The organism is Alloalcanivorax gelatiniphagus, from assembly GCF_005938655.1.
Taxonomy (GTDB): domain Bacteria; phylum Pseudomonadota; class Gammaproteobacteria; order Pseudomonadales; family Alcanivoracaceae; genus Alloalcanivorax; species Alloalcanivorax gelatiniphagus.
Genome location: NZ_VCQT01000046.1, coordinates 334,082 through 360,742, shown reverse-complemented (window position 1 = coordinate 360,742; position 26,661 = coordinate 334,082). Strand labels below are relative to the sequence as shown.

The 26,661-nt window shown below is 61.6% G+C and carries 24 protein-coding genes; 11 read left to right on the top strand and 13 right to left on the bottom strand.

Annotation, left to right across the window (positions count from 1 at the left end; all coding sequences use genetic code 11):
• Positions 1 to 288: 288 nt before the first annotated feature.
• Positions 289 to 2,073, top strand: a complete 1,785-nt coding sequence (locus FGS76_RS19215; RefSeq protein WP_026949627.1) for an AMP-binding protein — start codon at positions 289 to 291, stop codon at positions 2,071 to 2,073.
• 203 nt (positions 2,074 to 2,276) lie between these two features.
• On the opposite strand, the gene FGS76_RS19210 is transcribed toward FGS76_RS19215, so the two are convergent.
• From FGS76_RS19210 to FGS76_RS19150, 13 genes are all read right to left on the bottom strand, one after another.
• Complete coding sequence (locus FGS76_RS19210) at positions 2,277 to 3,437, bottom strand: acyl-CoA dehydrogenase family protein (RefSeq protein ID WP_014994407.1); 1,161 nt, start codon at positions 3,435 to 3,437, stop codon at positions 2,277 to 2,279.
• A 4-nt stretch (positions 3,438 to 3,441) separates the two neighbouring features.
• Complete coding sequence (locus FGS76_RS19205; protein ID WP_067610061.1) at positions 3,442 to 4,266, bottom strand: SDR family NAD(P)-dependent oxidoreductase; 825 nt, start codon at positions 4,264 to 4,266, stop codon at positions 3,442 to 3,444.
• A 38-nt stretch (positions 4,267 to 4,304) separates the two neighbouring features.
• On the bottom strand, positions 4,305 to 4,724 hold the full coding sequence (locus FGS76_RS19200) for a MaoC family dehydratase (protein ID WP_014994409.1): 420 nt from the start codon (positions 4,722 to 4,724) through the stop codon (positions 4,305 to 4,307).
• Complete coding sequence (locus tag FGS76_RS19195; RefSeq protein ID WP_014994410.1) at positions 4,721 to 5,179, bottom strand: MaoC family dehydratase N-terminal domain-containing protein; 459 nt, start codon at positions 5,177 to 5,179, stop codon at positions 4,721 to 4,723. The genes FGS76_RS19200 and FGS76_RS19195 overlap by 4 nt, the downstream gene beginning before the upstream one ends.
• A 12-nt stretch (positions 5,180 to 5,191) precedes the next feature.
• Positions 5,192 to 6,373: a lipid-transfer protein gene (locus FGS76_RS19190; protein ID WP_138774253.1), complete on the bottom strand. Its 1,182-nt coding sequence runs from the start codon at positions 6,371 to 6,373 to the stop codon at positions 5,192 to 5,194.
• 10 nt (positions 6,374 to 6,383) lie between these two features.
• Positions 6,384 to 7,265 carry an alpha/beta fold hydrolase gene (locus FGS76_RS19185; RefSeq protein WP_205717294.1) on the bottom strand — a complete coding sequence of 294 codons (882 nt, stop codon included), beginning with the start codon at positions 7,263 to 7,265 and terminating at the stop codon, positions 6,384 to 6,386.
• Positions 7,266 to 7,275: 10 nt separating this feature from the next.
• Positions 7,276 to 8,460, bottom strand: a complete 1,185-nt coding sequence (locus FGS76_RS19180; protein ID WP_014994413.1) for an acyl-CoA dehydrogenase family protein — start codon at positions 8,458 to 8,460, stop codon at positions 7,276 to 7,278.
• Between the two features lie 19 nt (positions 8,461 to 8,479).
• The gene (locus FGS76_RS19175) at positions 8,480 to 9,985 is read right to left on the bottom strand and encodes an acetyl-CoA acetyltransferase (RefSeq protein ID WP_089033101.1); all 1,506 of its coding nucleotides are present in this window, start codon (positions 9,983 to 9,985) and stop codon (positions 8,480 to 8,482) included.
• Entirely contained in the window at positions 9,982 to 11,631 is a 1,650-nt protein-coding gene (locus tag FGS76_RS19170; RefSeq protein ID WP_116028214.1) for a flavin-containing monooxygenase, read from the bottom strand. Before FGS76_RS19170 ends, FGS76_RS19175 begins: the two co-directional genes overlap by 4 nt.
• A gap of 32 nt (positions 11,632 to 11,663) precedes the next feature.
• The gene (locus FGS76_RS19165; RefSeq protein WP_228234744.1) at positions 11,664 to 12,659 is read right to left on the bottom strand and encodes an alpha/beta hydrolase; all 996 of its coding nucleotides are present in this window, start codon (positions 12,657 to 12,659) and stop codon (positions 11,664 to 11,666) included.
• A gap of 20 nt (positions 12,660 to 12,679) precedes the next feature.
• Positions 12,680 to 13,519: an SDR family NAD(P)-dependent oxidoreductase gene (locus FGS76_RS19160; protein ID WP_116028213.1), complete on the bottom strand. Its 840-nt coding sequence runs from the start codon at positions 13,517 to 13,519 to the stop codon at positions 12,680 to 12,682.
• Entirely contained in the window at positions 13,516 to 14,448 is a 933-nt protein-coding gene (locus FGS76_RS19155) for a metal-dependent hydrolase (RefSeq protein ID WP_014994418.1), read from the bottom strand. The genes FGS76_RS19160 and FGS76_RS19155 overlap by 4 nt, the downstream gene beginning before the upstream one ends.
• Before the next feature lie 192 nt (positions 14,449 to 14,640).
• Positions 14,641 to 15,705 (bottom strand): transcriptional regulator CypR, encoded by a 1,065-nt coding sequence (locus FGS76_RS19150; RefSeq protein ID WP_116028212.1) that lies wholly within the window; start codon positions 15,703 to 15,705, stop codon positions 14,641 to 14,643.
• A 123-nt stretch (positions 15,706 to 15,828) separates the two neighbouring features.
• Between FGS76_RS19150 and FGS76_RS19145 the strand changes: the two genes are divergently transcribed.
• The 10 genes from FGS76_RS19145 (at position 15,829) to secD (ending at position 26,655) form a co-directional block, all read left to right on the top strand.
• Complete coding sequence (locus FGS76_RS19145) at positions 15,829 to 16,149, top strand: 2Fe-2S iron-sulfur cluster-binding protein (protein WP_014994420.1); 321 nt, start codon at positions 15,829 to 15,831, stop codon at positions 16,147 to 16,149.
• 12 nt (positions 16,150 to 16,161) lie between these two features.
• Entirely contained in the window at positions 16,162 to 17,574 is a 1,413-nt protein-coding gene (locus FGS76_RS19140; RefSeq protein WP_116028211.1) for a cytochrome P450, read from the top strand.
• Positions 17,575 to 17,591: 17 nt separating this feature from the next.
• On the top strand, positions 17,592 to 19,241 hold the full coding sequence (locus FGS76_RS19135) for a GMC family oxidoreductase (protein ID WP_138774252.1): 1,650 nt from the start codon (positions 17,592 to 17,594) through the stop codon (positions 19,239 to 19,241).
• A 75-nt stretch (positions 19,242 to 19,316) separates the two neighbouring features.
• Positions 19,317 to 20,549 carry an NAD(P)/FAD-dependent oxidoreductase gene (locus FGS76_RS19130; RefSeq protein WP_138774251.1) on the top strand — a complete coding sequence of 411 codons (1,233 nt, stop codon included), beginning with the start codon at positions 19,317 to 19,319 and terminating at the stop codon, positions 20,547 to 20,549.
• Positions 20,550 to 20,788: 239 nt separating this feature from the next.
• Entirely contained in the window at positions 20,789 to 21,418 is a 630-nt protein-coding gene (locus tag FGS76_RS19125; protein ID WP_138774250.1) for a TetR/AcrR family transcriptional regulator, read from the top strand.
• A 294-nt stretch (positions 21,419 to 21,712) separates the two neighbouring features.
• The gene (locus tag FGS76_RS19120; protein WP_138774249.1) at positions 21,713 to 22,228 is read left to right on the top strand and encodes an RDD family protein; all 516 of its coding nucleotides are present in this window, start codon (positions 21,713 to 21,715) and stop codon (positions 22,226 to 22,228) included.
• Between the two features lie 10 nt (positions 22,229 to 22,238).
• The gene (gene queA / locus FGS76_RS19115) at positions 22,239 to 23,279 is read left to right on the top strand and encodes a tRNA preQ1(34) S-adenosylmethionine ribosyltransferase-isomerase QueA (RefSeq protein ID WP_138774248.1); all 1,041 of its coding nucleotides are present in this window, start codon (positions 22,239 to 22,241) and stop codon (positions 23,277 to 23,279) included.
• 8 nt (positions 23,280 to 23,287) lie between these two features.
• Positions 23,288 to 24,409 (top strand): tRNA guanosine(34) transglycosylase Tgt, encoded by a 1,122-nt coding sequence (gene tgt / locus FGS76_RS19110; protein ID WP_138774291.1) that lies wholly within the window; start codon positions 23,288 to 23,290, stop codon positions 24,407 to 24,409.
• Between the two features lie 24 nt (positions 24,410 to 24,433).
• A complete protein-coding gene (gene yajC, locus FGS76_RS19105) occupies positions 24,434 to 24,763 on the top strand; it encodes a preprotein translocase subunit YajC (protein ID WP_138774247.1) in 330 nt (109 codons plus the stop codon).
• 11 nt (positions 24,764 to 24,774) lie between these two features.
• Complete coding sequence (gene secD / locus FGS76_RS19100) at positions 24,775 to 26,655, top strand: protein translocase subunit SecD (RefSeq protein ID WP_138774246.1); 1,881 nt, start codon at positions 24,775 to 24,777, stop codon at positions 26,653 to 26,655.
• The last annotated feature ends 6 nt before the right edge of the window (positions 26,656 to 26,661 follow it).

Sequence of the window (26,661 nt, the reverse complement as noted above, 5' to 3'; positions counted from 1 at the left end):
CAAAAAATGACCTCGCTAGGCTGCTGTCACACAACCATGGTCGGGAACAAATGGTGCTGCTGAAACTTCCACCGTTGCATAGACAGCCGGCTGGCCTAATTGCAACTGCGCATCCTGTCGGAGGAACTTTTAAGCGTTTCGACAACACCGGAATCGTCGACGAGTTTGAACGGGTTGCGGTCCAGCTTCGCGCGCGTCCGGTTCGGTGGAAACCACGGAAACGGGCGGGTTACCAACCCCGTCTCGCGCCTGCCATAACAACATAACACCAGTCAGGAGATCTTCGAAATGTCCGCTATAGCCCAGCTGAAAGCAATGCCCGAGGCCCGTGCGGCCCTCAGGGAGATTTTAGGCCAGTTTGGTTGGGGCGCGTTGGCGATTGGTGGCGTCCGGGCCGCGTGGCGTAGCCGGCTTAAGCGACAGGAGCTTCCGCGGCAATTCTTGCTTGCTCTATGGGAGCATTGGGGAGATCGTGAGGCGATTGTCGACGGTGATCGTCGGGTCACCTTCGGTCAATTCAGGGATCGAGTTCTCCGCCTGGCCAATGGCCTGCACCGGCTGGGTATCGGCGAAGGCGAGGCGGTGGCCGAGGTGATGCACAACGGCGCGCCATGGTTCGAATTGATGCTGGCTTGTACGCTCAGGGACAATCCCATGCCGATGCTCAATTGGCATCTCCAGCCCAAGGAGTTGGCGGAATGTATCAACAAGGCCTCGCCAAAGGCTCTGGTATTGGGGGGCGCCTTTGTGGAAGCGGTACAGTCGGTTCGTGATCAGTTGACCACCGTCGAACACTTCATCGTGGTTGATGCTGACGAGTTGCCCGAGGGTATGATCGCCTACGAGTCACTGATCCGGGACAGCCGGTCCATACTCCCAAGCGGCAAGCTGGGCATGGCCCCAAAGACCTACAGCGGCGGTACCACAGGGACGCCGAAATACATCAACATCGACCGGGACCGGCTGACATCGGATTCGGCCGAGGCGCGGCGGGGCGCCTCCAAGGAGGAGGTGACCCGGTTGGGGTTGATGCAGATATCGGCCTTTCATTTCTACAAGATCGGCAAGATCCGGGATCCGATCAGCAACAACATCCGCACGCTGATTCCGGGGCCGCTGTATCATGCCGGGGTACAGATCGCGGTGTTGCCGTTCTTTCTCGGCGGCACTGCGGTGCCCATGAGCAAGTTCGATCCCGAGCTCATGCTTAAACTTATTCAGGACGAGCGTATCAACTGGACCTTCGTCGCCCCGACCATGCTCGAGCGCATCCTGGCACTGCCCGAGGCTCTGAAGTCCCAATACGACCTTTCCAGCATGCGGGTAATCATTTGCGCGGCGGCGCCTTGTCCGCCCAAGGTCAAGCGCGAGATCAACGCACTGTTCCGCCGCCAGGGAGCGTCGGATGATGTCTTCCATGAATACTACGGCGCTTCGGAGAGCGGCCTGATCAGCGTTCTCGCCAGCGAGGACTACCAGAAGAACCCGAAGCGCTACGACAGCGTTGGCAAGCTGCGGGCGGCGGAATGCCGGATCTATGACGAGGAGACCGGCACCTGGACCCCACCCGGCAAGGAAGGGAAGGTGCTCGTGCGCTCCCCGATGGCCCTTGCGCTGAACTATGTCGGCCTCAGCGAAGAGAAGATGAAGGAGAATTACATCGGGGTCGAGGGCAAGCTCTGGTACGACGATGGTCTGATTGGTTATGTGGACGAGGATGGTTTTCTGTACCTGACTTCACGGATCAAGGAAATGATCATCTCCGGCGGGGTGAATCTTTTCCCCAATGAGATCGAGACGGTTATCAAGCGGCATCCGGCGGTTCTTGACGTTGCCGTGGTGCGGGCGCCGGACAAGGACCTGGGCGAGGTGCCGGCGGCGGTAATTGAGCTCAAAGAGCACCAGCAGGCCACTCGCAAGGAGATCATCGAGCACTGCAAGACGGAGGGGTTGTACGGTTTCAAGCTGCCGAAGATCGTGGACTTTGGCGAGCTGCCCCGCAACTTGGCCGGCAAGCTGCCGAAAAAGCAGCTTGAGGAGAAATACTGGAAAGGTGTCGCCCGGCACGGTTAGCGGGCTGTTGGAAATGCCTTGCGCGCTCTGGCTGTTACCGACCTGTCAATCTTGTATAGGATCCGGCCGGTTACCGGCTGATCATGGAGAACGTCAACCACGGGCGCATCTATCGCGAGGTGGGGTCAACGCCAGCGGCGGCGGCCCCGGGGACTGGCGATATCGCCATCCGGCTGACGGAAGCCCGGTGACGTGAATCGCATTCAATCGAGCCCCCGCGCAATCAGCTCCTTCATGATCTCGTTGGTGCCGCCGTAGATCTTCTGTACCCGGGCGTCGGCGTACAAGCGCGCGATGGGATACTCGAGCATGTAGCCGTAGCCGCCGAAGAATTGAAGGCACTCGTCGACGATCTCGCACTGCTTTTGTGTGCACCACCATTTGGCCATTGAGGCCGTCTCCGCGTCGAGTGCGCCGGCGATCAGGCGCTGGATGCAGTGGTCGATGAACACTTGGCCGAGAGTCACTTCGGTGCGCCGCTCGGCGAGCCGGAAGCGCGTGTTCTGGAAGTCGAGTAGGCGCTTGCCGAAGGCCTTGCGCTCGCGCACGTAGGCCAAGGTGTGCTCCAGGGCCGCCTCGGCGGCAGCGATGGCGCCGACACCGATGATCAAGCGCTCTCGTGGCAGTTGGTTCATAAGTTGGTAGAAACCCTGGCCCTCTTCGCCGCCGAGTAGGTTCTCGGCCGGCACCCGCAGATCATCGAAGAACAACTCAGCGGTGTCCTGGCCTTTCTGGCCGATCTTGTGCAGAAGCCGGCCGCGGCGGAATCCGGGCTGCTCGCCCGGCTGTTCGACGACCAGCAGCGAGACGCCCCTGGCGGCCTCGGCCGGATTGCTCTTGCAGACGACGATCAGCAGGCCGCAGTGATGGCCATTGGAGATGAAGGTTTTCGACCCGTTGACCACATAGTTCTCGCCTTGGCGTTCGGCCCGCGTGCGCACGGCCTGTAGATCCGAGCCGGTGCCCGGCTCGGTCATGGCAATGGCCCCCACCCACTCGCCGGAGGCGAGCTTGGGAAGCCAGCGACGCTTCTGCTCCGGCGTGCCGCAGCTGACGATGTAGTGGCTGACGATCTCATGAACGCCCTTGGCCCAACTGGTATTGCCGGCACGGGCCTGCTCCTGGAGGATCACGGCCTCATGGGCGAAGCTTCCCCCCGCCCCGCCGTATTTCTCCGGCACGTCGGTGCACAGGAGGCCGGCGGCGCCTGCCCTTGTCCACAGCGTGCGCTCGACGTGCTGCTGGGCGTCCCAATGTTCTTCGAAGGGGGTGATTTCGGTGGCGATGAATTTCCGGACGTTGTCGCGGAACAGCGTTAGTTCTTCGTCCATCCAGGGTGATTGATTAAACGTCATGGTGTCCATGGCCTCACATTGAGAACCCGCCGCCACAGAGCAGCGTCTGACCGCTGATGTAGTTCGACTCCGGAGTGCAAAACAGATAGACGGCCCCGGCGGCCTCGGCCGGCGTGCCGGCGCGCCCGAGCGGCACCATGGCCTCCATGGTCTTGAGCAGATCGGGGTTGACGCCCACCTTGATCTTGCGGCCCTCCACATCGATGCTCGCATCAGAGCCTGCTTCCGCCTCTGTGAGGCGCGTTTTGATCAGTCCGAAGGCCACGCAGTTGACGTTCACCTTGAGCCTGCCCCATTCCTTGGACATCGCCTTGGTCAGGCCGATCACCGCCGCCTTGGCGGCCGAATAGTTGGCCTGTCCAGCGTTGCCGCCGGTGCCGGCGATCGAGGCGATGTTGACCACCTTTCGGAATACCTCGCGCCCTTCGGCGGCTTCTTTCTTGGCCTGCACGCGGAAGTATTCGGAGGCCGCGCGCAGAATGCGAAAGGGCGCCGTGGCGTGCACGTCCATGATCGCCTGCCACTGCTCATCGCTCATTTTCTGAATCACGTTGTCCCAGGTGTAGCCGGCGTTGTTGACGATGATGTCCAGACCGCCCAGCTGTTCGATTGCCGTGTTCACAAAGCGTTCGGCAAAATCCTCCTGTGTCACGCTGCCGATGCAGGTCACGGCCCTGCCGCCGGCGTCCTTGATCGCCGCGACCGTTTCCTCCGCCGGGGCGGCATCAAGATCGTTGACTACCACGCTGGCGCCTTCGGCGGCGAGTTTGAGGGCGATTTCCCGGCCTATCCCGCGCCCTGAGCCGCTGACGATGGCCACTTTATCTTGAAGTTTCATACGCAGTCCTGCTTTGTTGGTGATGGAAAGGACGTGTTTCAGGCCAGCGCCACCAGGGCATCGCCGGCGAGCTTGACTTCACCCTGTTTATCGACCACGCCGATCTCGAGCCGGGCCAGTGTTTCGTGGCCGTCCTCGGTGATTTCAACGATCTTGCCGGTGCAACTCAGCCGTGCGCCGACTGGCGTGATGGCGGCGAAGCGGACCGAGAACCGGCGCAGCCGGGTCTGCGGTGCCCACTGGGTCAGAAAGCGGCCCAAATAGGCCATCGGCAGCATGCCGTGCGCGAACACGTCCGGCATGCCATAGGCCTTGGCAAAGTCGATGTCAATGTGGATCGGGTTGTGGTCACCCGAGGCGCCGGCGAACAGTGCCAGCGTTGCGCGCGTGATGGGCGGAAGCTCGAGCGGCGGAAGCGCCTGGCCGACCTTGACCTGGTCACGAGTGGGGGCGTTCATGCTGCGTTCTCCTGCGGGTTGCGGACGACGATCACGCTGCGTGCCTCGAGCACGGTCTCGCCAGTCGCGTCCTTGATCAGCGAATCCTTGACGATGAATTCGAGCGCACCGCTCTTCTTGCCGTAGATGTCGCTAATCTTTGACTCGACGCTGAGCACGTCGCCGGCACATACCGGCGCGTGATAGGTGAAGCTTTGCTCGCCGTGCAGGATGCGTCCGATCGGCACGTTCAGCGTTTCGAGCAACGTGGTCATGGTTCCGGCATCGAGGTCGGCGCCCATCAGAAAGGTTGGTGGTGCCGGCAGGCTGCGGTAGCCGGCTGCCCGGGCCGCCGACTCGTCGAGGTACTCGGGCCGCGTTTCGCCGGTGGCTTTGGCGAAAAAACGTAACCGCCCCTTCTCGACCTCGAAGCTGACGGTCGGCAGGCGCAGCCCAATGTGTTTAGTGTCGATCATAGTTCGTCCTCTTCAGGTGGCCTGGTACATCGACACCACGCAGGCGCCGCCCAGGCCGAGATTGTGTTGGAGCGCAATGCGCGCGCCTTCGACCTGGCGGTCCGCGGCCTGTCCTCGCAGCTGTTGGACCAGCTCGGTGCATTGCGCCAACCCGGTGGCGCCCAATGGATGACCCTTGGAAAGCAGCCCGCCCGAGGGGTTGGTAACCACGCGCCCACCGTGGGTGTTGTCGCCGTCCTCGACCATCTGCTCGCCGCCACCTTCCGGCGCCAGCCGCAGTGCTTCATAAGTCAGCAGCTCGTTGGTGGCGAAGCAGTCGTGCAGTTCCACGGCGTCGAGCTCCTCCGGACCGATGCCAGCGGCCTCGTAAACCTGATCGGCGGCGGCGCGCGTCATGTCATAGCCGACCAGTTGCATCATGTTGCGCGCCTCGAACGTGCTCGGTGTGTCGGTGGTCATCGCCTGCGCCAGGATGCGCACTCGGTGATCGAGAGCGTTGGCCCTGGCGAAGGCTTCGGAGCAGACGATGGCCGCCGCCGCGCCGCAGGTCGGCGGGCAGGCCATCAGGCGGGTCATTGGGCCGATCAACACCGGGGAGTCCATCACTTCCTCCACTGTCACTTCCTTGCGGAACAGCGCCACCGGGTTGCGCGCGGCATGCCGGCTCGCCTTGGCGCGTATTTTGGCGAAGGTCTCCGCCTTGGTGCCGTACTTGTCCATGTGCGCCATGCCCGCGCCGCCAAAATAGCGGATCGCCAGCGGCACCTCGGGCTGTCCCACCAGCTCCTCGCAGATCCGGTCAAAGGGTTCGAAGGGGGTCGGCCGGTCGTTGTAGTAGCTGCCCAGCGCTCCCGGCTTCATTTGCTCGAAGCCCAGGGCGATCACGCAGTCGGCGGCGCCGGACTCCACCGCCTGGCGTGCCAGGAACAGGGCGGTCGAGCCGGTGGAACAATTGTTGTTGACGTTGACCACGGGAATGCCGGTCATGCCGATTGGGTAGAGCGCTCGCTGGCCGCAGGTGGAATCGCCGTAGACATAGCCCACGTAGGCTTGCTCCACCTTGGCGTAGTCCAGCCCGGCATCGGCCAGGGCCTGACGCGCCGCCTCGGCACCCATCTGGTAGTAGGGCGCGCTGGCGCCGGGTTTCGCGAACGGCACCATGCCGACGCCGCTGATCACCGCTGTGTGTTTCATGCTTTTCTCCTTACCCTCTAGTATCACCGTGCATTGCTTGTCGCACTGCGTCCCGCACCACTTCCGGTCTCTCCATGGGCAAAAAATGGGTTGTTCCAGACAGAACGTTCAACTCGGCGGAGGGTAGCAAGGCATGTAGGCGCCGGCGCGCCCTTGGCGAGAAGGTTGAGGCGCGTTCCGCGGCCAGCACGACCATCGGACACCGCAATCGTCGGACGGCGGGCCAGGGGTTGTGTTCGGTATGGGCAAAGGTGGTGCTTTCCCATTCCGGCGTACAGGCCAAGCGAAAACGATCATCATGGGCCACGAGGCCGTGCTCAACATAGTTTTCCAGCCATGCTTCCGGCCAGGTTCTGAAGCCACCACGGCCACGAAAGTTCTCCAGTGCGGCGGCGCGCGAGTCAAACACCCTGCGGCGACGTGCGGCTCCGGCGGCCAGTGAAAACCGCTGTGACTGGCGTAGCAGCTTGGCCGACCACAATCGCCAGCCCTGCCAGGGGTCCATGATCACCGGTTCCGCCAGGATCAAGCCCCGCACCTTGTCCGGTCGTCGGGCCGCGGCCATGATACTGGTCGTGGCACCGATCGAATGACCCGCAAGCCAGACAGGCTCATCCAGACTTTCCAGCCAAGCGACAAGGTCTTCGTAGTACGTTTCCCAACCGCGGAATGTTTTAATATCGGCCGCCTCGGCGCTGGCCCCGTGGCCCCGCATATCCCAGGCCAGCACGTTGCAATCGTCAGCCAATTCGTCGAGCAGCGAGCGGTAAACCTGGCTATGGAAGCCCGTCGCATGGGCCCAATGCAGGGTGGGGCGTTCGCGCGATCCGGGCCAGCGCCACAGCGCGATTTGCCGCCCGTCCGGGGCAGTGAATCCGTCACGCTCGATCACGTCACGCGTCTCAGTAGGATTTGGGTAAGCCAAGGACATGTTCTCCGATGTAGTTGAGCAGCATTTCGTTGTTGATTGGTGCAACCTCCATTAACCGTGCCGAAGGCCATAGCGTGATGATGTCGTAGTCCCGGTCGAAACCGTAGCCGCCGTGGGTCTGCAGGGCGGCCTCGACGGCTTTGACCGCCGCGCGAGAGCCCAGCAATTTCGCCATGTTGGCATGAGTACCGGCATCGCTACCGGCGTCGAACGTCGCAGCCGCGTGGATCATCATCAGCCGTGCTGCCTCCAGTTCGGCCTTGGCCTCGGCCAGCCGGTGCTGTATAGCCTGATAACCCCCGATGGGGGTGCCGAAAGGTTTGCGTTCGTTGGCGTAGGCCACTGCCTTTTTGAGAGCGTAATTGCCCAGGCCCACGGACATGGCGGTGACCAGCAGGCGCTCCGAATTCAGCGCCTCGAACATTCCGGCCAGGCCCTGTCCCGGGTTGCCGATCAAGCGACCCGCGTCGAGTTTGACGTCATCGAAAAAAACCAGGTATTGCCGCTCCGGCCAACCGACGTCGATATTCAGGGGCTGTAGTTCCACGCCGGGCGCGTCGGTATCCACCACGAACAAGGACATACCCTCAGTGCGTCGTTTGACTTCGCCGGCCTTTTGGGTGCGGGCCACGACCAGCATTCGATCGGCGTCCGCCGCACCGGAAATAAAAACCTTGCGCCCGGTCAGCCGATAGCCGTCACCATCCGGTGTCGCCAGCGTGGACATCGCGAAGCTGTTGGTCCCGGCATCCGGCTCGGTGATGGCGAAGCACAGTTTCTCGGCCCCGCTGATTGTCGGCTTGACGAACCGCTCTATTTGCCTGGGTGTGCCATTGCGGATGATCGGCACTCGCGCAAAGCCAGTGAGCAACAGCATGGGCAGCACCAGCCCGGCCTCGGCCAGCGTTTCCATCAGCGCGACCAGTTCCACCTGGCCGCCGCCCGAGCCCCCCAGGTCCTCGGGAATGGTGATGCCAAGCAGCCCATATTCGCCCAGCGCTTCCCAGGCCTCCTGAGGGAATCGGTGATTATCGATGCATTCGCGCATGTATTCCCGGGAAAAGCCTTCGCTCACGACGCGGGTGGCCTCGCGAATGTCACGCATGCGTTCGGCTACGCGGGCTTGGTCGAACTGGGCTTCGGACGCGATGCTCATTATCGTCTCCCCCTTGCGCTCACCCCTCCGGGGTAAATAGGTTGCGTTTGCCATCGTGGTGCACGCGGCCCGTGCGATTGAGAAATTCCTCGTTCGTCATGGCATTGAGCAGGTCCGTGTCGGTGGGAGTGTTGGCAACAAACCGCCGGCCATCGCTCAGGCGGCCCAGCACAATACCCTGGACCGGGCGGTCGGCGCGGTCGTGCATGACAGTGTAGGTCTCGATGCGGGCCTTGCCCTGCGCCTGCTCCACCAGTTCCACGACGGGGCCGGCGTCGATCTCGGCTTGCAGCCCGGCCGGATCGATCGGCCGCCAACCGCCGACGGGCGGTCTTCCGCCGTAGAGCCCCAGCGAATGCTTGCTCATGTACCAGCCCACGCCGCTGACCAATCCGGTGGTGCTTCGGTCGGCGCGGATACGGTTCATGATCTCGGCGATGGCGTGGGTGCAATAGTTGTTGCCGGGCCCGCCATGGTAAGCCAAGCCACCCGTGACGGTCAGTGGCCGGGGATCATGCACGGAGATACCCAGCGCATCGCGCGCCATCTGTACAGCGCTGGGGAAACAGCTGTACAGGTCCAGGTGATCGATCGCGTCGATCCCGAGTCCGCTGGTCGCCGCCAGCCGCTCGCCGCAGGCGGTGATCGCCGGCGAGCGGGAAAGATCCGCCCGCTGGGAGACGAACCAATGATCGTGGCCGTTTGCCGCGGCCAGGGGGTACACCCAGCGTTCAGGGTCGATGCCCAGCCGCCGGGCCTTGGCCACGGACATCATTACCAGCGCGGCGGCCTGATCCACCGCGATGAGGGCGTTCATGTGCTTGGTGTAGGGCGCGCCGACCATGCGATTTTTGGGTGAGCGCTCGGCGATATCGGCCGCCGATAAAGGGTCGCGGCGCCAGGCTCGCGGATTGTCGACCGCGACGGCGTTGAATCGGGCATAGAATTCGCCCAGCATTCGTCGGTGCTCGGCTGGGTCAAGGCCGTAGCGACGCCGCAGCGCCTGCTCGAACAACGGATAGATCTGGATGGGCAGATTGAGCCCGTGGCGTTGTTCCGCCGAATTGGTCGGCTCGCGGTCATCGCCGAGCAGTCGCGGACCCTCGCCGGTGGCGGTGTCCAGCACTCCGGACAGGCCGGCGCCCTTGCCGCGCATCTGTGTGGCAAGCGCCTCGCCGCCCGCGATCAAGATACAATCGAGACCACCGGCGGCGATGCGATCGGCATAGTAACCGACCAGCCATTGACCCATGTTCCCGCCTATGGGTGTGTAGAAGCGCTCGCCGGGGTCGATGCCCAGATGCCGCGCCAGGGTGGACGGGGCATCGGAATAAGACGGCGCCAATATGTTGAGACACGTTAACGACTGGATCTGACCCAGAACCCCGGTCACACCGCAGTCCGCCGCCGCGGCTCGGGCAGCCTCGGCGACCAGGCCTATGGGGGTGCGCTCGGTATCCGGTTCGCGCGCGCTGATCTGGCCGGCGCCGACCAGCACCGGTGTTGTTTCCTCATGAGTCGTCATCGGCGAATAACCTCCGCAACGGTATCATCTCCGGGAAAAGGCCTGCTGTTGGACGTCAGCCTTGAGTCATCTGATAGCCATCCTGCCGGATAGGCCTTTTTGAAATGGTAATGAGCCATGGGCAGGTGTTTCGCTCGCCAAAGCATCTCGAAAGAGGTAGAAGGTCGAAGCATGGGCGCGTCGCCATGATGATCGAAGTAATAGCTGTTAGAGGCCGCGCAATTGTGGTTAAGGAACACCGTCCCTTGTTGGCGTCGTTGGATATTCCGGAAGTAGCGATCGTGCACGTCTTGACGAATCTCCACGCAAGTCGCGTCCCGCTTTCGGGCGGCCTGGATGCAGCGCGCCACGTGAATGGCGTTACCCTCGACCATTTTGAAATAGGATGAACCAATCAGCGCGTATGGACCCAGCATGATGTAGAGATTGGGGTAGCCGGGTACTGTCAGGCCCTCATAGGCCTGGTAACGGTTCCGCTCCCAGAATTCGCCCAGATCCACACCGCCGCGTCCCACGACTTCATAGGAGGGCAGATTGCCCTTTTCGAAAACCTTGTAGCCGGTCGCCAGGATCAGCACATCGATCTCGTGCTCAATGCCGTCGATGGTCTCGATGCCCTTGGGAGTGATGCGTTGGATAGGGGTGGTGATCAGATCGACGTTGCTACGGCTGAAGGTGGAAAAGTAGTTGTTGGAAAATGTCGGCCGCTTACAGCCGAAGCCATATCGCGGGGTTAATTTGCCCCATAACTCCGGGTTATCGGGCAATTGCTCGCGCATGTTGTTGACGCCGGCGCGCTGGGCCCATTGCACCAGCCAAGGAAAGCGCCGATAGTAAACCGCCGCGATGATCATCAACGATTCGGTCAGCGCATCGGTGGTGGTACGTACTCCCTGCTGGGCCAGGCTCGACCAACGAAAGACGGTGCGCATCCAGCCGGGCATACGGACATCCGGTTTCTTGAGTACCCAGATGGGCGTGCGCTGATAGACATCCAGATGCGCCACCCGCGGGGCGATTTCGGGAATCAGCTGCACCGCGGTGGCGCCGGTACCGATCACCGCCACCCGCTTGCCGGTGAGATCCACTTCGTGGTCCCAGCGCGCGGTGTGCATGCGCTCGCCCTGAAAATCCTCGACCCCTTCGATATCCGGCATCTTCGGCGAGATCAACCCGCCGGTGGCGGACACTAGGTGGCGTGCGGTGACACATCCCTTGTCGGTTGTCACCCGCCACAAGTGCTCGCCTTCATCGAACTCGGCACGCTTCACGCTGACGCCGAAACGTATGTAGGGATAGAGGCCGTATTTGCTGGCCACACGGCGGGCGTAGTTCTGCAGCTCGTCACCCGGCGCGAAGACCCGCGACCAGTTCGGATTCTGCTCGAAGGAAAAAGAGTAGACGAAAGAAGTGATGTCCACCGCCACGCCGGGGTAGCGGTTGTCGCGCCAGGTGCCGCCGACATCGGCGGCACGCTCGATGATCGATAAGGATTTCATGCCGCGGCTGAGAAGCTCGATGGCCGCGCCCATTCCGGCGAAGCCGGCGCCGATGATCAAAATCTCGTGGTCGGGTTCAGCGCTCCCGTGGCGCGGCGCCCGCTGGCCACGACGGCTTTGTTGAATCCGGTCCTCCGCGACATTCATAGTGGTCCTCCTTCCAGTTTTTAGCAGGCCGCTTAGCCGCTATGCGCGAGGCGCAGTTTCGTCCGTGCCACGGCCCGGGTGCATGCTACGGGCGCCGACAAATGCCGGCGCATAAAGCCGACTATTTCGGTAACGTCCTGGCGCGCCTCCGGCAACATGGAATGAAACACCGGCCACACATGTGGCATATTCCAGCGGGCGCGCAGGGTCACGGCCACGCCGGCCTGGCGCGCACGGTGCGCTACCCGATAGGCATCATCACGGAGGGCCTCGGATTCGCTCACAGTGAGCATAAGAGGCGGCAGGCCACGGAAATCGCCGTATATCGGTGAGACATAGGGATCCCGGGGATCATGGCCGGCCAGATACAGATCGGTGGCCATCTTGATCATGCGTGGAGTCAGCATGGCATCGCTGGCCGCGTTGGCCTGGCGCGACGGTGTATCGCCAACCGCATCGGCGCCGGGTGAGATCGACACGGCGCAGGCTGGCATGCGGGGGGAGGAATCGGGCGAGGCGGCCTGCGCATCGCGCAGCCTCAGCAGCGTGGCCAGAGTGAGGTTGCCACCCGCGGAATCTCCGATCAGGGCCAGCGGCTCGTCAGGATAGTCCTCGGCCAGCGCCCTGTAGGCATGGTGGGCATCGTCGAGGGCGGCCGGGTAGGCCGCCTCCGGCGCTAGGCGGTAGTCGATCCAGAACACGCGTGCGTTCAGTCTCTTGGCCAGCTGCCCGCAAAGCTCAGCATAAGTAGGGAAACGGCCACTGATAAAGGCGCCACCGTGGAGATACAGCACGGTGGCCGTGGGCTGACTGGGACTGACACGCACCGCCGGCACGCCGGGTGGTACGGCCGGTTCATTGCCAATGGTGGTCTTGCGCGCGGTGACTCCGGACGGCAGCCCGCCCGGCAGGCGGGCCATCGCGGCGATGCGCCGTAACCGCATCACCAACTCGTCGGGACTAGCCGGCTCGCGTTTCATCAGTAGCCGAAAACCACGGTCGGCAACTCTTGCCGAGAATGATGTCATGATTTGCCTCCTGCCGGATATCAGCCCCCGGCCAGGCGATACGCCTCGCCCAGCGCGCGAGCGTATAGCCGCGGCGCGTAGCGCTTGAACCGCCACATGAAACGCCCGTCGAACTGCGGCACCACATAAAGTTGCTTTCGATCGAGGGCGTCCAGGGTCCGGCGTGCCACCTGGTCGCTGGTGGCGAAGGTCCACTTGCGCATGGCGGCATGGGCGAAATCGCCGCGGTGCTCGGGCAGGCGCGCCTTGTCCAGAATGTTGGTGGGTACCACGGTGGGACACAGGGCCGAAACATGCACGCCGGTGCCGGTCAGCTCGGCCGCCAGAGTTTCGGAGAGTGAAAGGACCGCGGACTTGGTCACGTTATACGCACTCATCTCCGGCGCCGCGCCGAAACCGGCGGCCGAAGCCACGTTGACAATGCCGCCGTAGCCCAGTGCGCGCAGCTTGGGTGCGAAGAAGTGACAACCATGAATGACGCCCCAAAGATTGACTTTGAGGCACCAGCGCCAATCGCCAAGCGGCACTTCTCCGATGCGGCCGCCTACGCCCACCCCGGCGTTATTGACCACCAACGTCATTGGCCGTCCGAGCAGCGATTCGGCCTTGTCGGCGAGCGTGGCCATCTGCTTTTCACTACCTACGTCGCAGCGGTAGGCGACAGCCCGACCTTCGCCCAATTCCGAGAGTATGCTGGCGGTTTGCTCGGCGCGCTGGCGGTCTATATCCGCGCAGATCACTGATCCGCCACGGCGCACGATCTCATAGGCGAAGCTGCGGCCGATGCCGCTGCCCGCCCCCGTGACCAGGGCCGCCGCCCCCTCGGAGGGTTTCAGTGTTTTACGCTTGGCACCGCTCACGCCGCCGTCACTCGTTCCGCTGTTGTGTCACGCCTGTTATCGTCATGCCATTGCCGGAATGCTTGGTAAGCCTGCTGGGCATCACCGGTTTCCTCGTAGGCGCGCTTCCAGGCGTGGATGACTTCCCGGTTATCGGCGTCCCATGGATGGAAGCGGGGGGAGAGAAAAGGCAGCGTATCGATCACAAAAGCTCGGGTGAAGATTCCAGGTGCGAAGTACAACCACTTAATGGCGCGCAGTGCCGAGGGGATGTTCGTGAGCTGCCGATCTTTCCAGAGGAAATACAGCCAGTTACCGTGCACCAGAGGCAGGAAAAGGGCTGTACCCAGAGCGAGCGTCGCCATGCGGATTGCGTAAGCGCGGACGCCGCCCCCGCTTACCTCTCCGAACACGTCGAAGCTGACTGACTTGTGCTCCGTCTCCTCCACGAAGTGCCAGAACAGCATGGCGGCGACTTCCTGCCTGGTATCGTCCCACAGTTCCGGATGATCGAGCATTACCTGGGAAATCACGGCCGTGAAATGCTCGAAGTTCGCGGCCATGGCGCACTGGGTGGCGCCGCCCAGGTAGCGTTGAAGGGGCTTTCTGATCGCCTTGAACACGGCCTCCGCCCGGTCTATTGGAATGCCGTGCGCGACCATCGCTTCATTCATGGCGTCATGCTCCCGTGCATGGGAGCGTTCCTGTCGAATAAAGCTGATCGCGGCTTTGCGCACTGACGGATCGTGAAGATTCTCGAGTTGCTTACTCGTGGCCTGCATGACCCAGCGCTCGCCGTCCGGCACCGCGGCCAGGATCGCGTTCATCCAGTGAGTGATCCACGGATCGTTGTTGAACCAGTGGCGCGGCACCGTCTCCGGGCTCATGCCGAAATTCAAATCCCTGTGTTCGACTTCATCGTAACCAATCTTGCGGCTCGCGATCACCATGTCGACCTCCTGAGTAGTTCGACTGTTGAGTCACTTTATTTGGGCGATTGACCAAATGTCAAGGCCCGAAAAAAGCAGTCAGTGGATATCTTCGCGCGCCGGGAAACAGATCGCGTCAGACCGGCGGGAAAGGCCGGTCGAGATACGGTACAAAAGAAAGGAAACGGAATGCCGGAGCGTGGTACCGGACCACTAGGGGGCAGGGGGTAGAGTGTGCCGGGAACCGGCGTGCTGCCGGTACTGATCGGGCGAAAGACCGAACCAGCGCTTGAAGGCACGCCTGAAATTGGCTCCGTCATGATAGTTCATCAACGCGGCGATGGCTTCGATCGAAAGCTTGCTGTCACACAGGTAGCTGATCGCTTGCCGGGATAGGATTTCGTCACGAATTTTCCTAAAACTACTGTTTTCCTCCTTGAGCTTGCGAGCGAGAGTGCGTTTGCTCATGAAAAGGGAGGCCGCTGCTTCGTCTTCGCTGAGCGAACCGGGGGGTCTCGATAGCATCATCTTCTTAAGCCGGGTCTGGTAGCTGGGCTTGTGGTTCTGAAGCTCGGCAAGCATTGATTCACATTGCTCAAGAGCCAGGCGGTAATTTTCATGATTGGCGGAGGCGTTCGGTTCCAGGCACAGTGCCATCGGCAGTTTTAGTGTGAACTTATCGGAGCCAAAACGAATGCGACCGGGCAAGTAGTCCGAGTACATCGCGTGGTACTCAGGTGTCCGGTGGGTAAAACAAATTTCAGCCTCATGTAGTGGGCGACCGACAACGAACTCGCCGAATTCAAGCAGCACCACGATCATGGTATCCGCCAGGCAACGCTCGATATCCGCGTCCAGCGGCACTTGGAAGTCCAGTCGGCATTCCAGGTGTTCTTCAGCTTCCTGCAGGTGTAGCTCGACGATGCTTGCGCGAGTAGGTAGGAATGTCTGAATCGCCTGTAGCGCGGTGAGCAGGTCCGGACTGCTCGAGGCGGCAAAACCGATGGCGCCGTGGGTCGCCGGGGTCAGACGCTTACCCAGCCGTAAGCCGAACTCAAACTGGCCCGACAACGCCAGTGCATTGCGTAAAATCCGCACCTGGTGAGCTGGCGTGAGCAGACTGTCCTCGCCCAGAAATTGCGCGATACCGAGACCGGTACCTTGCAGCAACGAGGGTAGCTGGCTGACGGTTAAGTCCAGCTCGCGGGCAATAAGTCGTGAATAGTTCGACGGAATGCCGCCTTCCGAAGCTTTCGGTTCACCCTTCTGCTGTGTCATTGATACGGTCCGTTGATAGGCATGCCTGTCTTTAAATGACCCCAGTGTGTCAATAAATGACCTCCCCGGCAAGCGAATCAACAACCACGATGCAGTCATTAAGTTACTTGCTGGAGAAAGGCCTTGGGTAAGATTACGTTCATTGAGCATGACAGTACCGAGCACATTGCCGAGTTTGAATCTGGTTCCTCGCTGATGCAGGTTGCTGTTAATAACGCTGTGCCCGGCATCGACGGAGATTGCGGTGGGGAATGCGCCTGCGGCACCTGCCACGTGATAGTGACCGATGAATGGTTCGGCAAGACCGGGGAAATAAATGATGCTGAAGAGCAGATGTTGTCCATGACTCCGGAGCGGGCAGAAACCTCTCGGCTGGGCTGTCAGATCCGAACCACCGAGGCGATGGACGGTATGACCGTTCTGTTGCCTGAATTTCAGATGTAGCGGGAGGTCCCCATGTCAACCAAGTCAGGCACGAACGATGCCATGCAAACAAAGATGATTAATGCCACATCGAGATTGGTGCCTATGCACTTACAGATCAAGGCACTCAAATCTCTGATGAAAGCGAAGAAAAAGGCACTGGGGTCAACACGCCCACAGGTCAAGTTTCTCGAACAGCCCGTTCCTGACGTTAATACCCTGGCACTTGAGGATATTGATACCAGCAACCCTTTTCTGTATCGGCAAGATCAGTGGGGTGCCTATTTCAAGCGGTTACGTGATGAGGCACCGGTGCACTTCCAGAAAAGCAGCCAGTTCGGGCCATTCTGGTCGGTGACACGCTATGAAGACATTTTGTTCGTCGATAAGAATCACGAGCTCTTTTCCTCCGAGCCACAAATCATTCTGGGTGATCCTCCGGAAGGGTTGTCGGTGGAAATGTTTATCGCCATGGATCCGCCAAAACATGATGTGCAACGCCGGGCGGTCCAAGGTGTGGTGGCACCCCAGAATCTCAAGGAAATGGAGGGGCTGATCCGGCAGCGCGCCGCCGAGGTGCTCGACAGTCTGCCCCTGGACAAGGCTTTCAACTGGGTGCCGGCAGTGTCCAAGGAGTTGACCGGGCGTATGTTGGCAACGTTGCTGGATTTCCCTTACGAGCAGCGTCACAAGCTGGTTGATTGGTCGGACCGACTGTCCGGAGCATCTTCGGCGACTGGTGGCGAGTTTACCGACGAAGACATCATGTTTGACGATGCCGCGGACATGGCCTGGTCATTCTCGAGGCTTTGGCGAGACAAGGAGGCACGACGCAAGGCTGGCGAGCCTCCGGGTTTCGACTTGATCAGCATGCTACAGAGTAACGAGGATACCCGGGATTTGATTAACCGTCCGATGGAGTTTATCGGCAACCTGGCGCTGCTGATTGTTGGCGGCAATGACACCACCCGCAACTCCATGAGCGGCGGTGTGCTGGCCCTGAATCAGTTCCCCGAGGAATTCATCAAGCTGAAGAAAAACCCGGAATTGATTCCGAACATGGTTTCGGAAATTATCCGCTGGCAAACTCCACTCGCGCACATGCGCCGGGTTGCCACGCAGGACGTGGAGCTGCGTGGTCAGACCATTAAGAAAGGGGACCGCGTGTTGATGTGGTATGCCTCCGGTAATAGAGACGAACGAAAGTTCGAAAATCCCGACCAGCTTATTATTGATCGAAAGGACGCGCGGAATCATATTTCCTTTGGCTACGGCATTCACCGTTGCATGGGCAACCGTCTGGCTGAGTTGCAATTGCGGATTTTGTGGGAAGAGTTACTCAAGCGCTTTGATAACATAGAGGTCGTGGGTGAGCCCGAGCGTGTGCAGTCCAACTTTGTGCGGGGCTATTCCAAGCTAATGGTCAAGTTGACCGCAAAAAATTGAATTCACGTCCGGAGCCGATGTCATCCGAACAGTTCGATTATGTCGTGGTTGGGGCGGGCTCGGCCGGATGCGTCGTCGCCAACCGTCTATCCGAATGCGGCCGCCATTCGGTGCTGTTGCTTGAGGCCGGTCCGGAGAGTCGCCGCAATCCGTTCGTGAATATGCCGCTGGGCTTTCTGCAGCTGATCTTCAGTCGTCGCGTTAACTGGCAGTTCAATACCGAGCCGCAACGGCACATGTATGGCCGTGCCTTATATCAGCCACGAGGCAAGATGGTCGGCGGGTCCAGCGGCATGAACGCGCAGGTCTACATTCGCGGACATGCCCGGGACTACGACGAGTGGGCACGGCTCGGTTGCGAGGGGTGGTCGTATGCCGATGTGTTGCCTTACTTCCGAAGATCCGAACATTTCGAGCCGGAGTTGGCGGCTCTTGAAACGGCGTTTCATGGTCGGGGTGGCCCGCTTAATGTTGCCGAGCGCCGCTATACCAATCCGCTAAGCACGGCGTTCGTCAAGGCGGCGATGCAGGCGGGCCACCGGCGCAACCCGGATTTCAACGGACGTGAGCAGGAAGGCGTGGGCTACTACTATGTTTATCAGAAGGACGGCGCGCGCTGTAGCAATGCGCGTGCCTATCTCGAACCCGCGGCGTTTCGGTCCAACCTGACTGTCCGCAGCGGAGCGCACGTCACGCGTGTGTTGCTCCAGGGCGGCCATGCCACCGGTGTCGAATATCGGAGCGGGAAGGGGCTGGCTCAGGTCCGTGCCCGGCGCGAAGTAGTTCTCTGCGGCGGCGCGTTTAATTCTCCGCAGCTGCTGATGCTTTCTGGAATCGGGCCGCGCGGTGAACTGTCCCGGCACGGGATTGAATTGCGTCATGAGCTGGAGGGCGTGGGACGGAATCTGCAGGATCACATCGACGTGTTCGTGCGTGTTAGAGCGCGCGACCGCCAGAGCATTTCCATGCATCCGAGCTACTGGTTCAAGGGCCTTCGGGCCCTGCTGCAGTATCTGAGCGGTCGTCGCGGTTTACTGTCGAGTAACGGCGCCGAGGCCGGTGGGTTTATTCGTTCCCGTGCGGAAGAGCCGATCCCCGACTTGCAACTGCATTTCGGGCCGATGCTGTACGCTGATCACGGGCGGGATATGAAGACCGCGATGAGCGGTTATGGTTACATCGTGATGATTTATGGGCTCCGGCCTTTGTCGCGCGGCCACGTCGGTTTGCACAGTGCCGATCCCTTCGCGGCACCGCTGATAGACCCCAATTATATGGCTGAGCCCGCCGATGTCGAGAGACTCGTTCGGGGGGTGCGTTTAGTCCGCAGGATTCTGGAGCAGCCGGCTTTCGCGTCTCACCACGAGGTCGAGATATCGCCGGGACCGACGCTGCGCAGTGACGAAGACCTCGCCAGATGGGTGAGGCGTAGCGGCGAGTCGGCCTACCACCCTGTAGGTACCTGTAAGATGGGGTTGGATCCAATGGCGGTGGTCGATCCCCGACTGCGCGTGCATGGCCTCCGGTCCCTGCGGGTGGTTGATGCTTCCGTTATGCCGACCCTGGTGGGCGGAAATACTCATCAGCCGGCGACCATGATTGGCGAGAAGGGGGCCGAGATGATTCTCGAGGATTTCAAGGTTTCCCGCGGCCGATCGCGGTATTGAGTGCGGCGTGCTCGTCCCCATGGCGTTTGTAATCGTGAAATCGGACCCCAAGGCACAGTAGAAAAGAGATAGGCTATGACGAACAATCAGAAACAAACGACGGTCATCGTTGGCGGCGGGCACGCGGCGGGAGCGCTTTTGACAACACTGTTGCAAAAGAAATATCAGCATAAAGTGATTCTGGTGGGCGAAGAGCCCCACCCACCCTATCAGCGCCCGCCTCTGTCCAAGAATTACCTGACAGGCGAAGTTGATCAGGGTTCACTGTATTTGAAGCCAAGTTCAATATATGAAAAGGCGGGTCATCAGTTGCGGCTCGGTGTGCGAGTCGTGCAAATCGATCGAAACAACAAAATCATCCGGTTGTCGGACCAGAGCACCTTGAAATACGATCAACTTGTCCTGGCCACGGGATCGCGTGTTCGGCGTTTGAATGCGCCGGGAGCGGACTTGAAAGGCATTCACTATTTGCATGATATAGCCGATGCGGATAACTTGCGCCAACAATTAGTTGCAGGGAAACGTTTGGTCATCGTGGGTGGCGGCTATATCGGTCTCGAGGTCGCCGCCAGCGCAAACAAGAGCGGCGTCGATGTCACCGTACTGGAAGCCGCTGATCGGCTTATGCAACGGGTTACTGGGCCGGAAATGTCCGCATTCTTTTACGCCAAGCATACTGACGCCGGCGTGGACGTACGTTTGAACACCGCGGTTACCGGCTTCGAAGCGGGAGAGCAAGGTTGTGTGACGGGCGTGAGATTGGCGAACGGCGGTATCGTGCCGGCCGATATCGTGCTTGTTTCCATCGGTGTTCTTCCGGAAACCGCTCTAGCCGAGGCCGCGGGCTTGCCCTGTGATGACGGTATTGTCGTTGACGAGTTTACTCGTACCGCGGATCCCGCTGTCCTGGCGATCGGCGACTGTACCCGCCACCGGAATCTGTTATTTGAAAAGATGCAACGACTTGAGTCCGTGGCGAATGCCGTCGATCAGGCTCGTACTGCGGCGGCGACGCTTATGGGTGAGCGCGTGCCCTACACAAGCGTGCCGTGGTTCTGGTCGAACCAGTTTAACGTACGCTTACAAATGGTGGGGTTATCTCAAAACCACGATCAGCGGGTGGTTCGCGGTGATCCCTCGGATGAAGCGTTTGTGGTATTCTATTTACGCGGAAGCCGGCTGGTGGCCGTTGACGCGGTAAATCTGCCCATGGCCTTCATGGTCGGGAAGAAGCTTGTATATCAAGGCAAGGACGTCGATGTTGAAGCATTGAAAGATCCGAGCACCGAATTGAAATCGTTGGTATAAGGCATGATACCGAAGCAGCATCGGCATTCGGTGCGACGCAGACCGTACACGGCCCGGACCTCCTCCCTGGCCAGCTGACCAAGGCCGGTGGTGCTTAGCCGATGACTTGTGAGAAAATCAGCGGGCCGCGCGGATCTTCGGCGTGACGAGCCATTACGGGGAAGTCGTCGGTCTGACGCAGGCAATGGACTCTCGCAATTCGGATTCGCGCCGTACCCCGAGGCCGGAGGAGAAAAACCATGAGAAAAAAGCGCCCGGCCGGTCCGGCCCGGTCTGATCGTCAGTTTGTATTGACATCCGCCGCTCGACTGTTTCGTGAGCAGGGCTATGACCGGACCACGGTGAAAGAAATCGCAAAAGCGTGTAATTTGCTGCCCGGCAGCCTTCATTACCGGTATCAGGCCAAGGAGGATATTCTTGTTGATCTGATGCGCCTTGGTTTGGAGCAAACCTCGACTGCTGTCTCCGAAGCCGTGGCCGGTGCGGCGGAACCCGTGGAGCAGTTGCGTAGAGGCATCAATGCGCACCTTCAGATGCTGGTCAGCGGCTCGGACATGGTCTATGTACTGTTGTTTGAGTGGCGTTCTCTGCGCGGCGAGGCACGTAAGGAGATGATCAAGTTGCGCGACCGTTATGAGTCCCTCTGGGCGACTATGCTCAAGTCACTGGCGGAGAAAGGGGTAATTCGAAAGGAAGTGGATCTTGATTTGCTGCGGCTTATAGGCCTCGGCGCGCTCAACTGGGTAGCCACCTGGTTTAGCGACGATGGTCGCTACACGCTAGAGGAGATAGGTGATTTTGTCTGGCGCATGATCCGGGACGCGGTGCTAAAGGAGCGCCGGCACGATGTGCGGACTGAATACGGTTGATCGGCGCCCCTATGGCTCTAACGTCAGGCCCCGGAGCATCGGCGCCTCGGTGAACCCCGCTCCGGCAAGGCGCGGTCTTTGGATTGATCACGACAGAAAGTTCGCCAGAAGTGGGTCTGGGCAAGAGGCGCCCGGTGGCGGATCATTGGCGGTTTTGAATCGGTTTCTGCTACACTCGCGCATTGGGCCAAGTCCCGCTCTGCTACCCAGCATGAAACGAAGCTCCCGCTAAACGCGGGCTTTTTATTCCGTATCCGTTCGTCGCCAGACGCTGGTCCGCCCGTCGGAGCCCCCATGATTGAAGACGCCAAACCCGCCGGTTTGCTCAAACGCTTTATGGCCCTGGTTTACGACGGCTTCCTGGTGATCGCCCTGTGGTTCGTCAGCGCCGGCCTGTTCGTGCTTCTCTATAACCATACCGGCCTGCCGGTGCAGGACATCAACGGCGTCACCCGCGCCGACCCGATGGTGCTGCGCGGCGTGCTGTTCCCGCTGCTGATCCTGGAAACCTGGGCCTTTTACGCCTGGTTCTGGCTGCACGGCGGCCAGACCCTGGGCATGCGCGCCTGGCGCCTGCAGGTGCGCGACTACCGGGGCGGCCCCATGCGTTTCTGGCAGACGGTGGCCCGTTTCGCCGCCGCCGGGCTGTCCTGGCTGACCCTCGGCGCCGGTTATCTGGTGGTGCTGGTGCACCCGCACCAGACCCTGCATGACCGCCTGTCGCTCACCGCCACCGTGGTGTTGCCCCGGCCCGGCGCCGCCGCCAAGGGCGGCGCGAAGGGCAAGAGCGGAAAAAGCGGCAAGCGGTGAGGACGGTTCCGTGCGTGTAGACGACTTCGATTTCGAGCTGCCCGATGCGCTGATCGCGCGTCATCCGCCCGCCGAGCGCCGCGACGCCCGGCTGCTGACCCTGACCGGGGACGGTCTGGGCCACCGCCGGTTCCCGGATCTGGCCACCCATTTGCGTCCCGGCGATCTGCTGGTGTTCAACGATACCCGGGTGATCCCGGCCCGGCTGCACGGGCAGAAAGACAGTGGCGGCCGGGTGGAAGTGCTGGTGGAGCGCCTGTTGGAAGGCCACGAGGCGCTGGCCCATGTGCGCGCCTCCAAGTCGCCGAAGCCCGGCGGCTGGCTGCATTTTGAGCAGGGCGTGGCCGCCCAGGTTCGGGGCCGGCGCGGCGAGCTGTTCCATTTGCTGTTCACCGGCTGCGACAGTGTGCTGGATGCCCTGGAGCGAATCGGCCATGTGCCGCTGCCACCTTATATAGACCGGCCCGACGAGGCCGCCGACCTGGAACGCTACCAGACGGTTTATGCCCGGGAACCGGGCGCCGTGGCGGCGCCCACCGCCGGCCTGCATTTCGATCAGCCCTTCCTGGAGCAGCTCCGTGGCCAGGGGGTGGACACCGGCTTCGCCACCCTGCACGTGGGCGCCGGCACCTTCCAGCCGGTGCGCGTGGACCGGGTGGAAGACCACCATATGCACAGCGAGCGTTTCCGTATTCCCGAAGCGCTGGTGGAGCAGGTGGCGGCGGCCCGGGCCCGGGGTGGCCGGGTGGTGGCGGTGGGCACCACCGCCCTGCGTGCCCTGGAGGCGGCCTCGGCGGACGGCGCCCTGCGCGCCGGCGAGGCGGAAACCGACATCTTTATCTATCCCGGCTACCGGTTCCGGCAGGTGGACGCCCTGGTCACCAATTTTCACCTGCCCCGGTCCACGCTGCTGATGCTGATCAGCGCCTTCGCCGGCCGCGAGCCGGTGCTGGCGGCCTACCGGGAGGCGGTGCGCGAGCAATACCGGTTCTTCAGCTATGGGGATGCCATGTTCATCGAACGCGCCGGCCACGGCGAAGAGGAAGCCTGATGTCACGAATGACCTTCGATCTGTTGGGCAACGACGGCCGCGCCCGGCGCGGCCGCCTGACCTTTCCGCGCGGCACCGTGGAAACGCCGGCGTTCATGCCGGTGGGCACCTACGGCACGGTGAAGGCCATGCTGCCCCGGGATCTGGCCGATATTGGCGCGGAAATCTGCCTGGGCAACACCTTCCACCTGATGCTGCGGCCGGGTACCGAGGTGATCGGCGCCCACGGTGGCCTGCACGGCTTCATGCGCTGGGACAAGCCGATTCTCACCGACTCCGGTGGCTTCCAGGTGTTCAGCCTGGGCGAATTGCGCAAGATCAGCGAACAGGGTGTGGTGTTCCGCAGCCCGATCAACGGTGACCGCATCGAGCTGGGTCCGGAAATCGCCATGCGCGTGCAGCGGGATCTGGGCAGCGATATCTGCATGATCTTCGACGAATGCACCCCCTTCCCGGCCACCGAAAAGGAAGCGGCGGACTCCATGCGGCTGTCCCTGCGCTGGGCGGAGCGGTCCAAACGGGCCCATTTCGATGATCTCGGGAACGATGCGGCCTGTTTCGGCATCGTACAGGGGGGCATGTACGACGACCTGCGCCGGGAATCGCTGGCCGGACTCACCGATATCGGCTTCGACGGCTACGCCATCGGCGGGCTCAGTGTCGGTGAACCGCCGGAAGAAATGCTGCGTACCCTGGGCGAACTAACGCCGCACATGCCCGGTGAACGGCCGCGATACCTGATGGGGGTGGGGCGGCCGGAGGACATTGTCGAGGCGGTGCGCCGTGGCGTGGACATGTTTGACTGCGTGATGCCGACGCGCAACGCGCGCAATGGTCATCTGTTCACCGCCGAGGGCGTGATCAAGATTCGCAACGCCCGGCACCGTCACGATCTGGGGCCCCTCGAGCAAGACTGCGACTGTTATACCTGCCAGAACTTCTCGCGCAGCTATCTGCATCACCTGGATCGCTGCAACGAGATGCTCGGCGCGCAGCTCAATACAATCCACAATCTGCGCTACTATCAGCGCCTGATGGCTGGATTGCGGGGGGCAATCGAAGCGGGTACATTGAGCGCCTTTATAAGTGACTTCTACGCGGCCCTGGGCCGTCCCGTACCCGCGCTTTAACGACGATAACGTGGAGTAACGTAAATGAATTGGTTGATTTCTCCCGCCCACGCTCAGGCTGGCGGCGCCGCACCCGGCGGCGGTGGCATTGAGCTGATCATGCTGGTGGTAATGGTGGTGGTGTTCTACTTCTTCCTGATCCGCCCCCAGCAAAAGCGCGCCAAAGAGCACAAGAATCTGGTGCAGAGCCTGAATAAAGGCGACGAAGTGATGACCAGTGGCGGCATCCTCGGCCGCGTCACCAAGGTCACCGATGACTTCGTGGTGCTCGAGATCGCCAACAATCTGGAAATCAAGCTGCAAAAACAGAGTGTCCAGGCCACGCTGCCCAAGGGCACCATCAAATCAATTTGAAGTAACGCCTTATGACCCGCTATCCGCGTTGGAAGTTTTTTCTGTTGTTGGCCGTGCTTTTGGGGTGCGGCCTGTACGCCCTGCCGAACATCTTTCCGGATGTGCCCGCCGTCCAGATCAGCGCCAATGCCGCCGGTGAGGAAGTGCCCGCGTCGGTACGCCGTCAGGTGGCCGAGACCCTGGACCAGGCCGGCATGGAACATGGCCCGGGCGAGACCGTTAACACTTCCTGGCTGGTAAGGCTGGACAGCACCAACGACCAGCTGCGGGCACGGCAACTGATCAGTGACCGCCTCGGCGACGACTATGTGGTGGCCCTCAACCTGGCCCCCACCACGCCGCAGTGGTTGCGCGCGGTGGGCGCGTCGCCCATGAACCTGGGTCTCGACCTGCGCGGCGGGGTGCATTTCCTGCTGCAGGTGGACATGGAAACGGTGATCGGGCAGCGCATGGAAGCCTGGTCCGGCCAGGCCAAGATGGCGCTGCGCGACGAGGGCATCCGCTACCGCGATGTGGCCATCGACGGCCGCAAGCTGGTGGCCACCTTCGATGACCAGGTGGCCGCCGACGCGGCCCGGGCGCCGCTGCGCAAGGCGCTGCCGGAGTTCACCCTGAACCAGGCCGAGGAAACCCCTCGCCTGACGCTGACCCTGAACGCCTCGACCCTGGAAGAACTGCAGGACTACGCGGTGGAGCAGAACCGCACCGCCCTCAACAACCGGGTCAACGAGCTGGGCGTGGCCGAGGCGGTGGTGCAGCGCCAGGGCGCCGACCGCATCGTGGTGCAGTTGCCGGGCGTGCAGGACGCCTCCCAGGCGCGGCGTATTCTGGGCCGCACCGCCACCCTGGAATTCCGTCTGGTGGCGGATCAGTATTCCGCCCAGCGGGCCGCCACCGGCATCGCCCCCCCGGGCACCGAGATTTTCCCGTTCCGTGATCAGAACAACCGGCCGGTGATTCTGGAGAAATCCAAGATCGCCACCGGCGATCAGGTCACCAACGCGCAGATGGGCTTCGATCAGCAGAGCGGCACGCCCCAGGTCAACGTGGAGCTGGACTCCACCGGTGCCCGCAGCATGCAGCGGGTGACCTCCAAGAACGTGGGCAACCCGATGGCGGTGCTGTTCATCGAAACCAAGACGGACATGAAGACCGTCGAGGACGAGAACGGCGAGCGCCGCCAGGTGCCGGAAAGCACCACCGACCGCTATGTGATCAACGTGGCCACCATCCAGGATACCCTGGGCAGCCGCTTCCGCATCACCGGCCTGGACAGCCCGGCGGAGGCTTCCGAGCTGGCGCTGTTGCTGCGCGCCGGTTCGCTGGCGGCGCCGGTGACCATCGTCGAGGAACGCACCATCGGCCCGAGCCTGGGCCGCGAGAACATCGAAGCGGGCCTCAAGTCCATGGTGCTGGGCATGGCCCTGGTGCTGGTGTTCATGCTGCTGTGGTACAAGGTTTTTGGCATCTTCGCCAATATCGCCCTGCTCGGTAACCTGGTGATCATCGTCGGTGTTATGTCACTGATCCCGGGCGCTACCCTGACCCTGCCGGGCATCGCCGGTATCGTGCTGACGGTGGGTATGGCGGTGGACGCCAACGTGCTGATCTACGAACGCATCCGCGAGGAACTGCGCAACGGGCGCCGTCCCCGTGAGGCCATCGATGAAGGCTACAACCGCGCCTTCACCACCATTCTGGACGCCAACATCACCACCATGATCGTTGCCGTGATCCTGTTCTCCGCCGGTACCGGCTCGGTGCAGGGCTTCGCCGTGACACTGTTCATCGGCATTCTCTCGTCCATGTTCACGGCCATCATCGGCACCCGTGCGCTGGTGGAAATGACCTATGGTCGCGGCGCTCGCGCGCCGTCCAAACTGAGCATCTGAGGTGGT

Excerpts from the sequence above, each read along its gene's own strand:
- FGS76_RS19180 (WP_014994413.1), bottom strand. The coding sequence starts at position 8,460 with ATGAGCATCGCGTCCGAAGCCCAGTTCGACCAAGCCCGCGTAGCCGAA.
- FGS76_RS19190 (WP_138774253.1), bottom strand. The coding sequence starts at position 6,373 with ATGAAACACACAGCGGTGATCAGCGGCGTCGGCATGGTGCCGTTCGCG.
- secD (WP_138774246.1), top strand. The coding sequence starts at position 24,775 with ATGACCCGCTATCCGCGTTGGAAGTTTTTTCTGTTGTTGGCCGTGCTT.
- FGS76_RS19165 (WP_228234744.1), bottom strand. The coding sequence starts at position 12,659 with ATGACATCATTCTCGGCAAGAGTTGCCGACCGTGGTTTTCGGCTACTG.
- FGS76_RS19120 (WP_138774249.1), top strand. The coding sequence starts at position 21,713 with ATGATTGAAGACGCCAAACCCGCCGGTTTGCTCAAACGCTTTATGGCC.
- yajC (WP_138774247.1), top strand. The coding sequence starts at position 24,434 with ATGAATTGGTTGATTTCTCCCGCCCACGCTCAGGCTGGCGGCGCCGCA.
- FGS76_RS19205 (WP_067610061.1), bottom strand. The coding sequence starts at position 4,266 with ATGAAACTTCAAGATAAAGTGGCCATCGTCAGCGGCTCAGGGCGCGGG.
- FGS76_RS19135 (WP_138774252.1), top strand. The coding sequence starts at position 17,592 with ATGTCATCCGAACAGTTCGATTATGTCGTGGTTGGGGCGGGCTCGGCC.
- FGS76_RS19215 (WP_026949627.1), top strand. The coding sequence starts at position 289 with ATGTCCGCTATAGCCCAGCTGAAAGCAATGCCCGAGGCCCGTGCGGCC.
- FGS76_RS19155 (WP_014994418.1), bottom strand. The coding sequence starts at position 14,448 with ATGGTGATCGCGAGCCGCAAGATTGGTTACGATGAAGTCGAACACAGG.
- FGS76_RS19170 (WP_116028214.1), bottom strand. The coding sequence starts at position 11,631 with ATGAATGTCGCGGAGGACCGGATTCAACAAAGCCGTCGTGGCCAGCGG.
- FGS76_RS19140 (WP_116028211.1), top strand. The coding sequence starts at position 16,162 with ATGTCAACCAAGTCAGGCACGAACGATGCCATGCAAACAAAGATGATT.
- FGS76_RS19210 (WP_014994407.1), bottom strand. The coding sequence starts at position 3,437 with ATGGACACCATGACGTTTAATCAATCACCCTGGATGGACGAAGAACTA.
- FGS76_RS19200 (WP_014994409.1), bottom strand. The coding sequence starts at position 4,724 with ATGAACGCCCCCACTCGTGACCAGGTCAAGGTCGGCCAGGCGCTTCCG.
- tgt (WP_138774291.1), top strand. The coding sequence starts at position 23,288 with ATGACCTTCGATCTGTTGGGCAACGACGGCCGCGCCCGGCGCGGCCGC.
- FGS76_RS19175 (WP_089033101.1), bottom strand. The coding sequence starts at position 9,985 with ATGACGACTCATGAGGAAACAACACCGGTGCTGGTCGGCGCCGGCCAG.
- FGS76_RS19150 (WP_116028212.1), bottom strand. The coding sequence starts at position 15,705 with ATGACACAGCAGAAGGGTGAACCGAAAGCTTCGGAAGGCGGCATTCCG.
- FGS76_RS19125 (WP_138774250.1), top strand. The coding sequence starts at position 20,789 with ATGAGAAAAAAGCGCCCGGCCGGTCCGGCCCGGTCTGATCGTCAGTTT.
- FGS76_RS19130 (WP_138774251.1), top strand. The coding sequence starts at position 19,317 with ATGACGAACAATCAGAAACAAACGACGGTCATCGTTGGCGGCGGGCAC.
- FGS76_RS19195 (WP_014994410.1), bottom strand. The coding sequence starts at position 5,179 with ATGATCGACACTAAACACATTGGGCTGCGCCTGCCGACCGTCAGCTTC.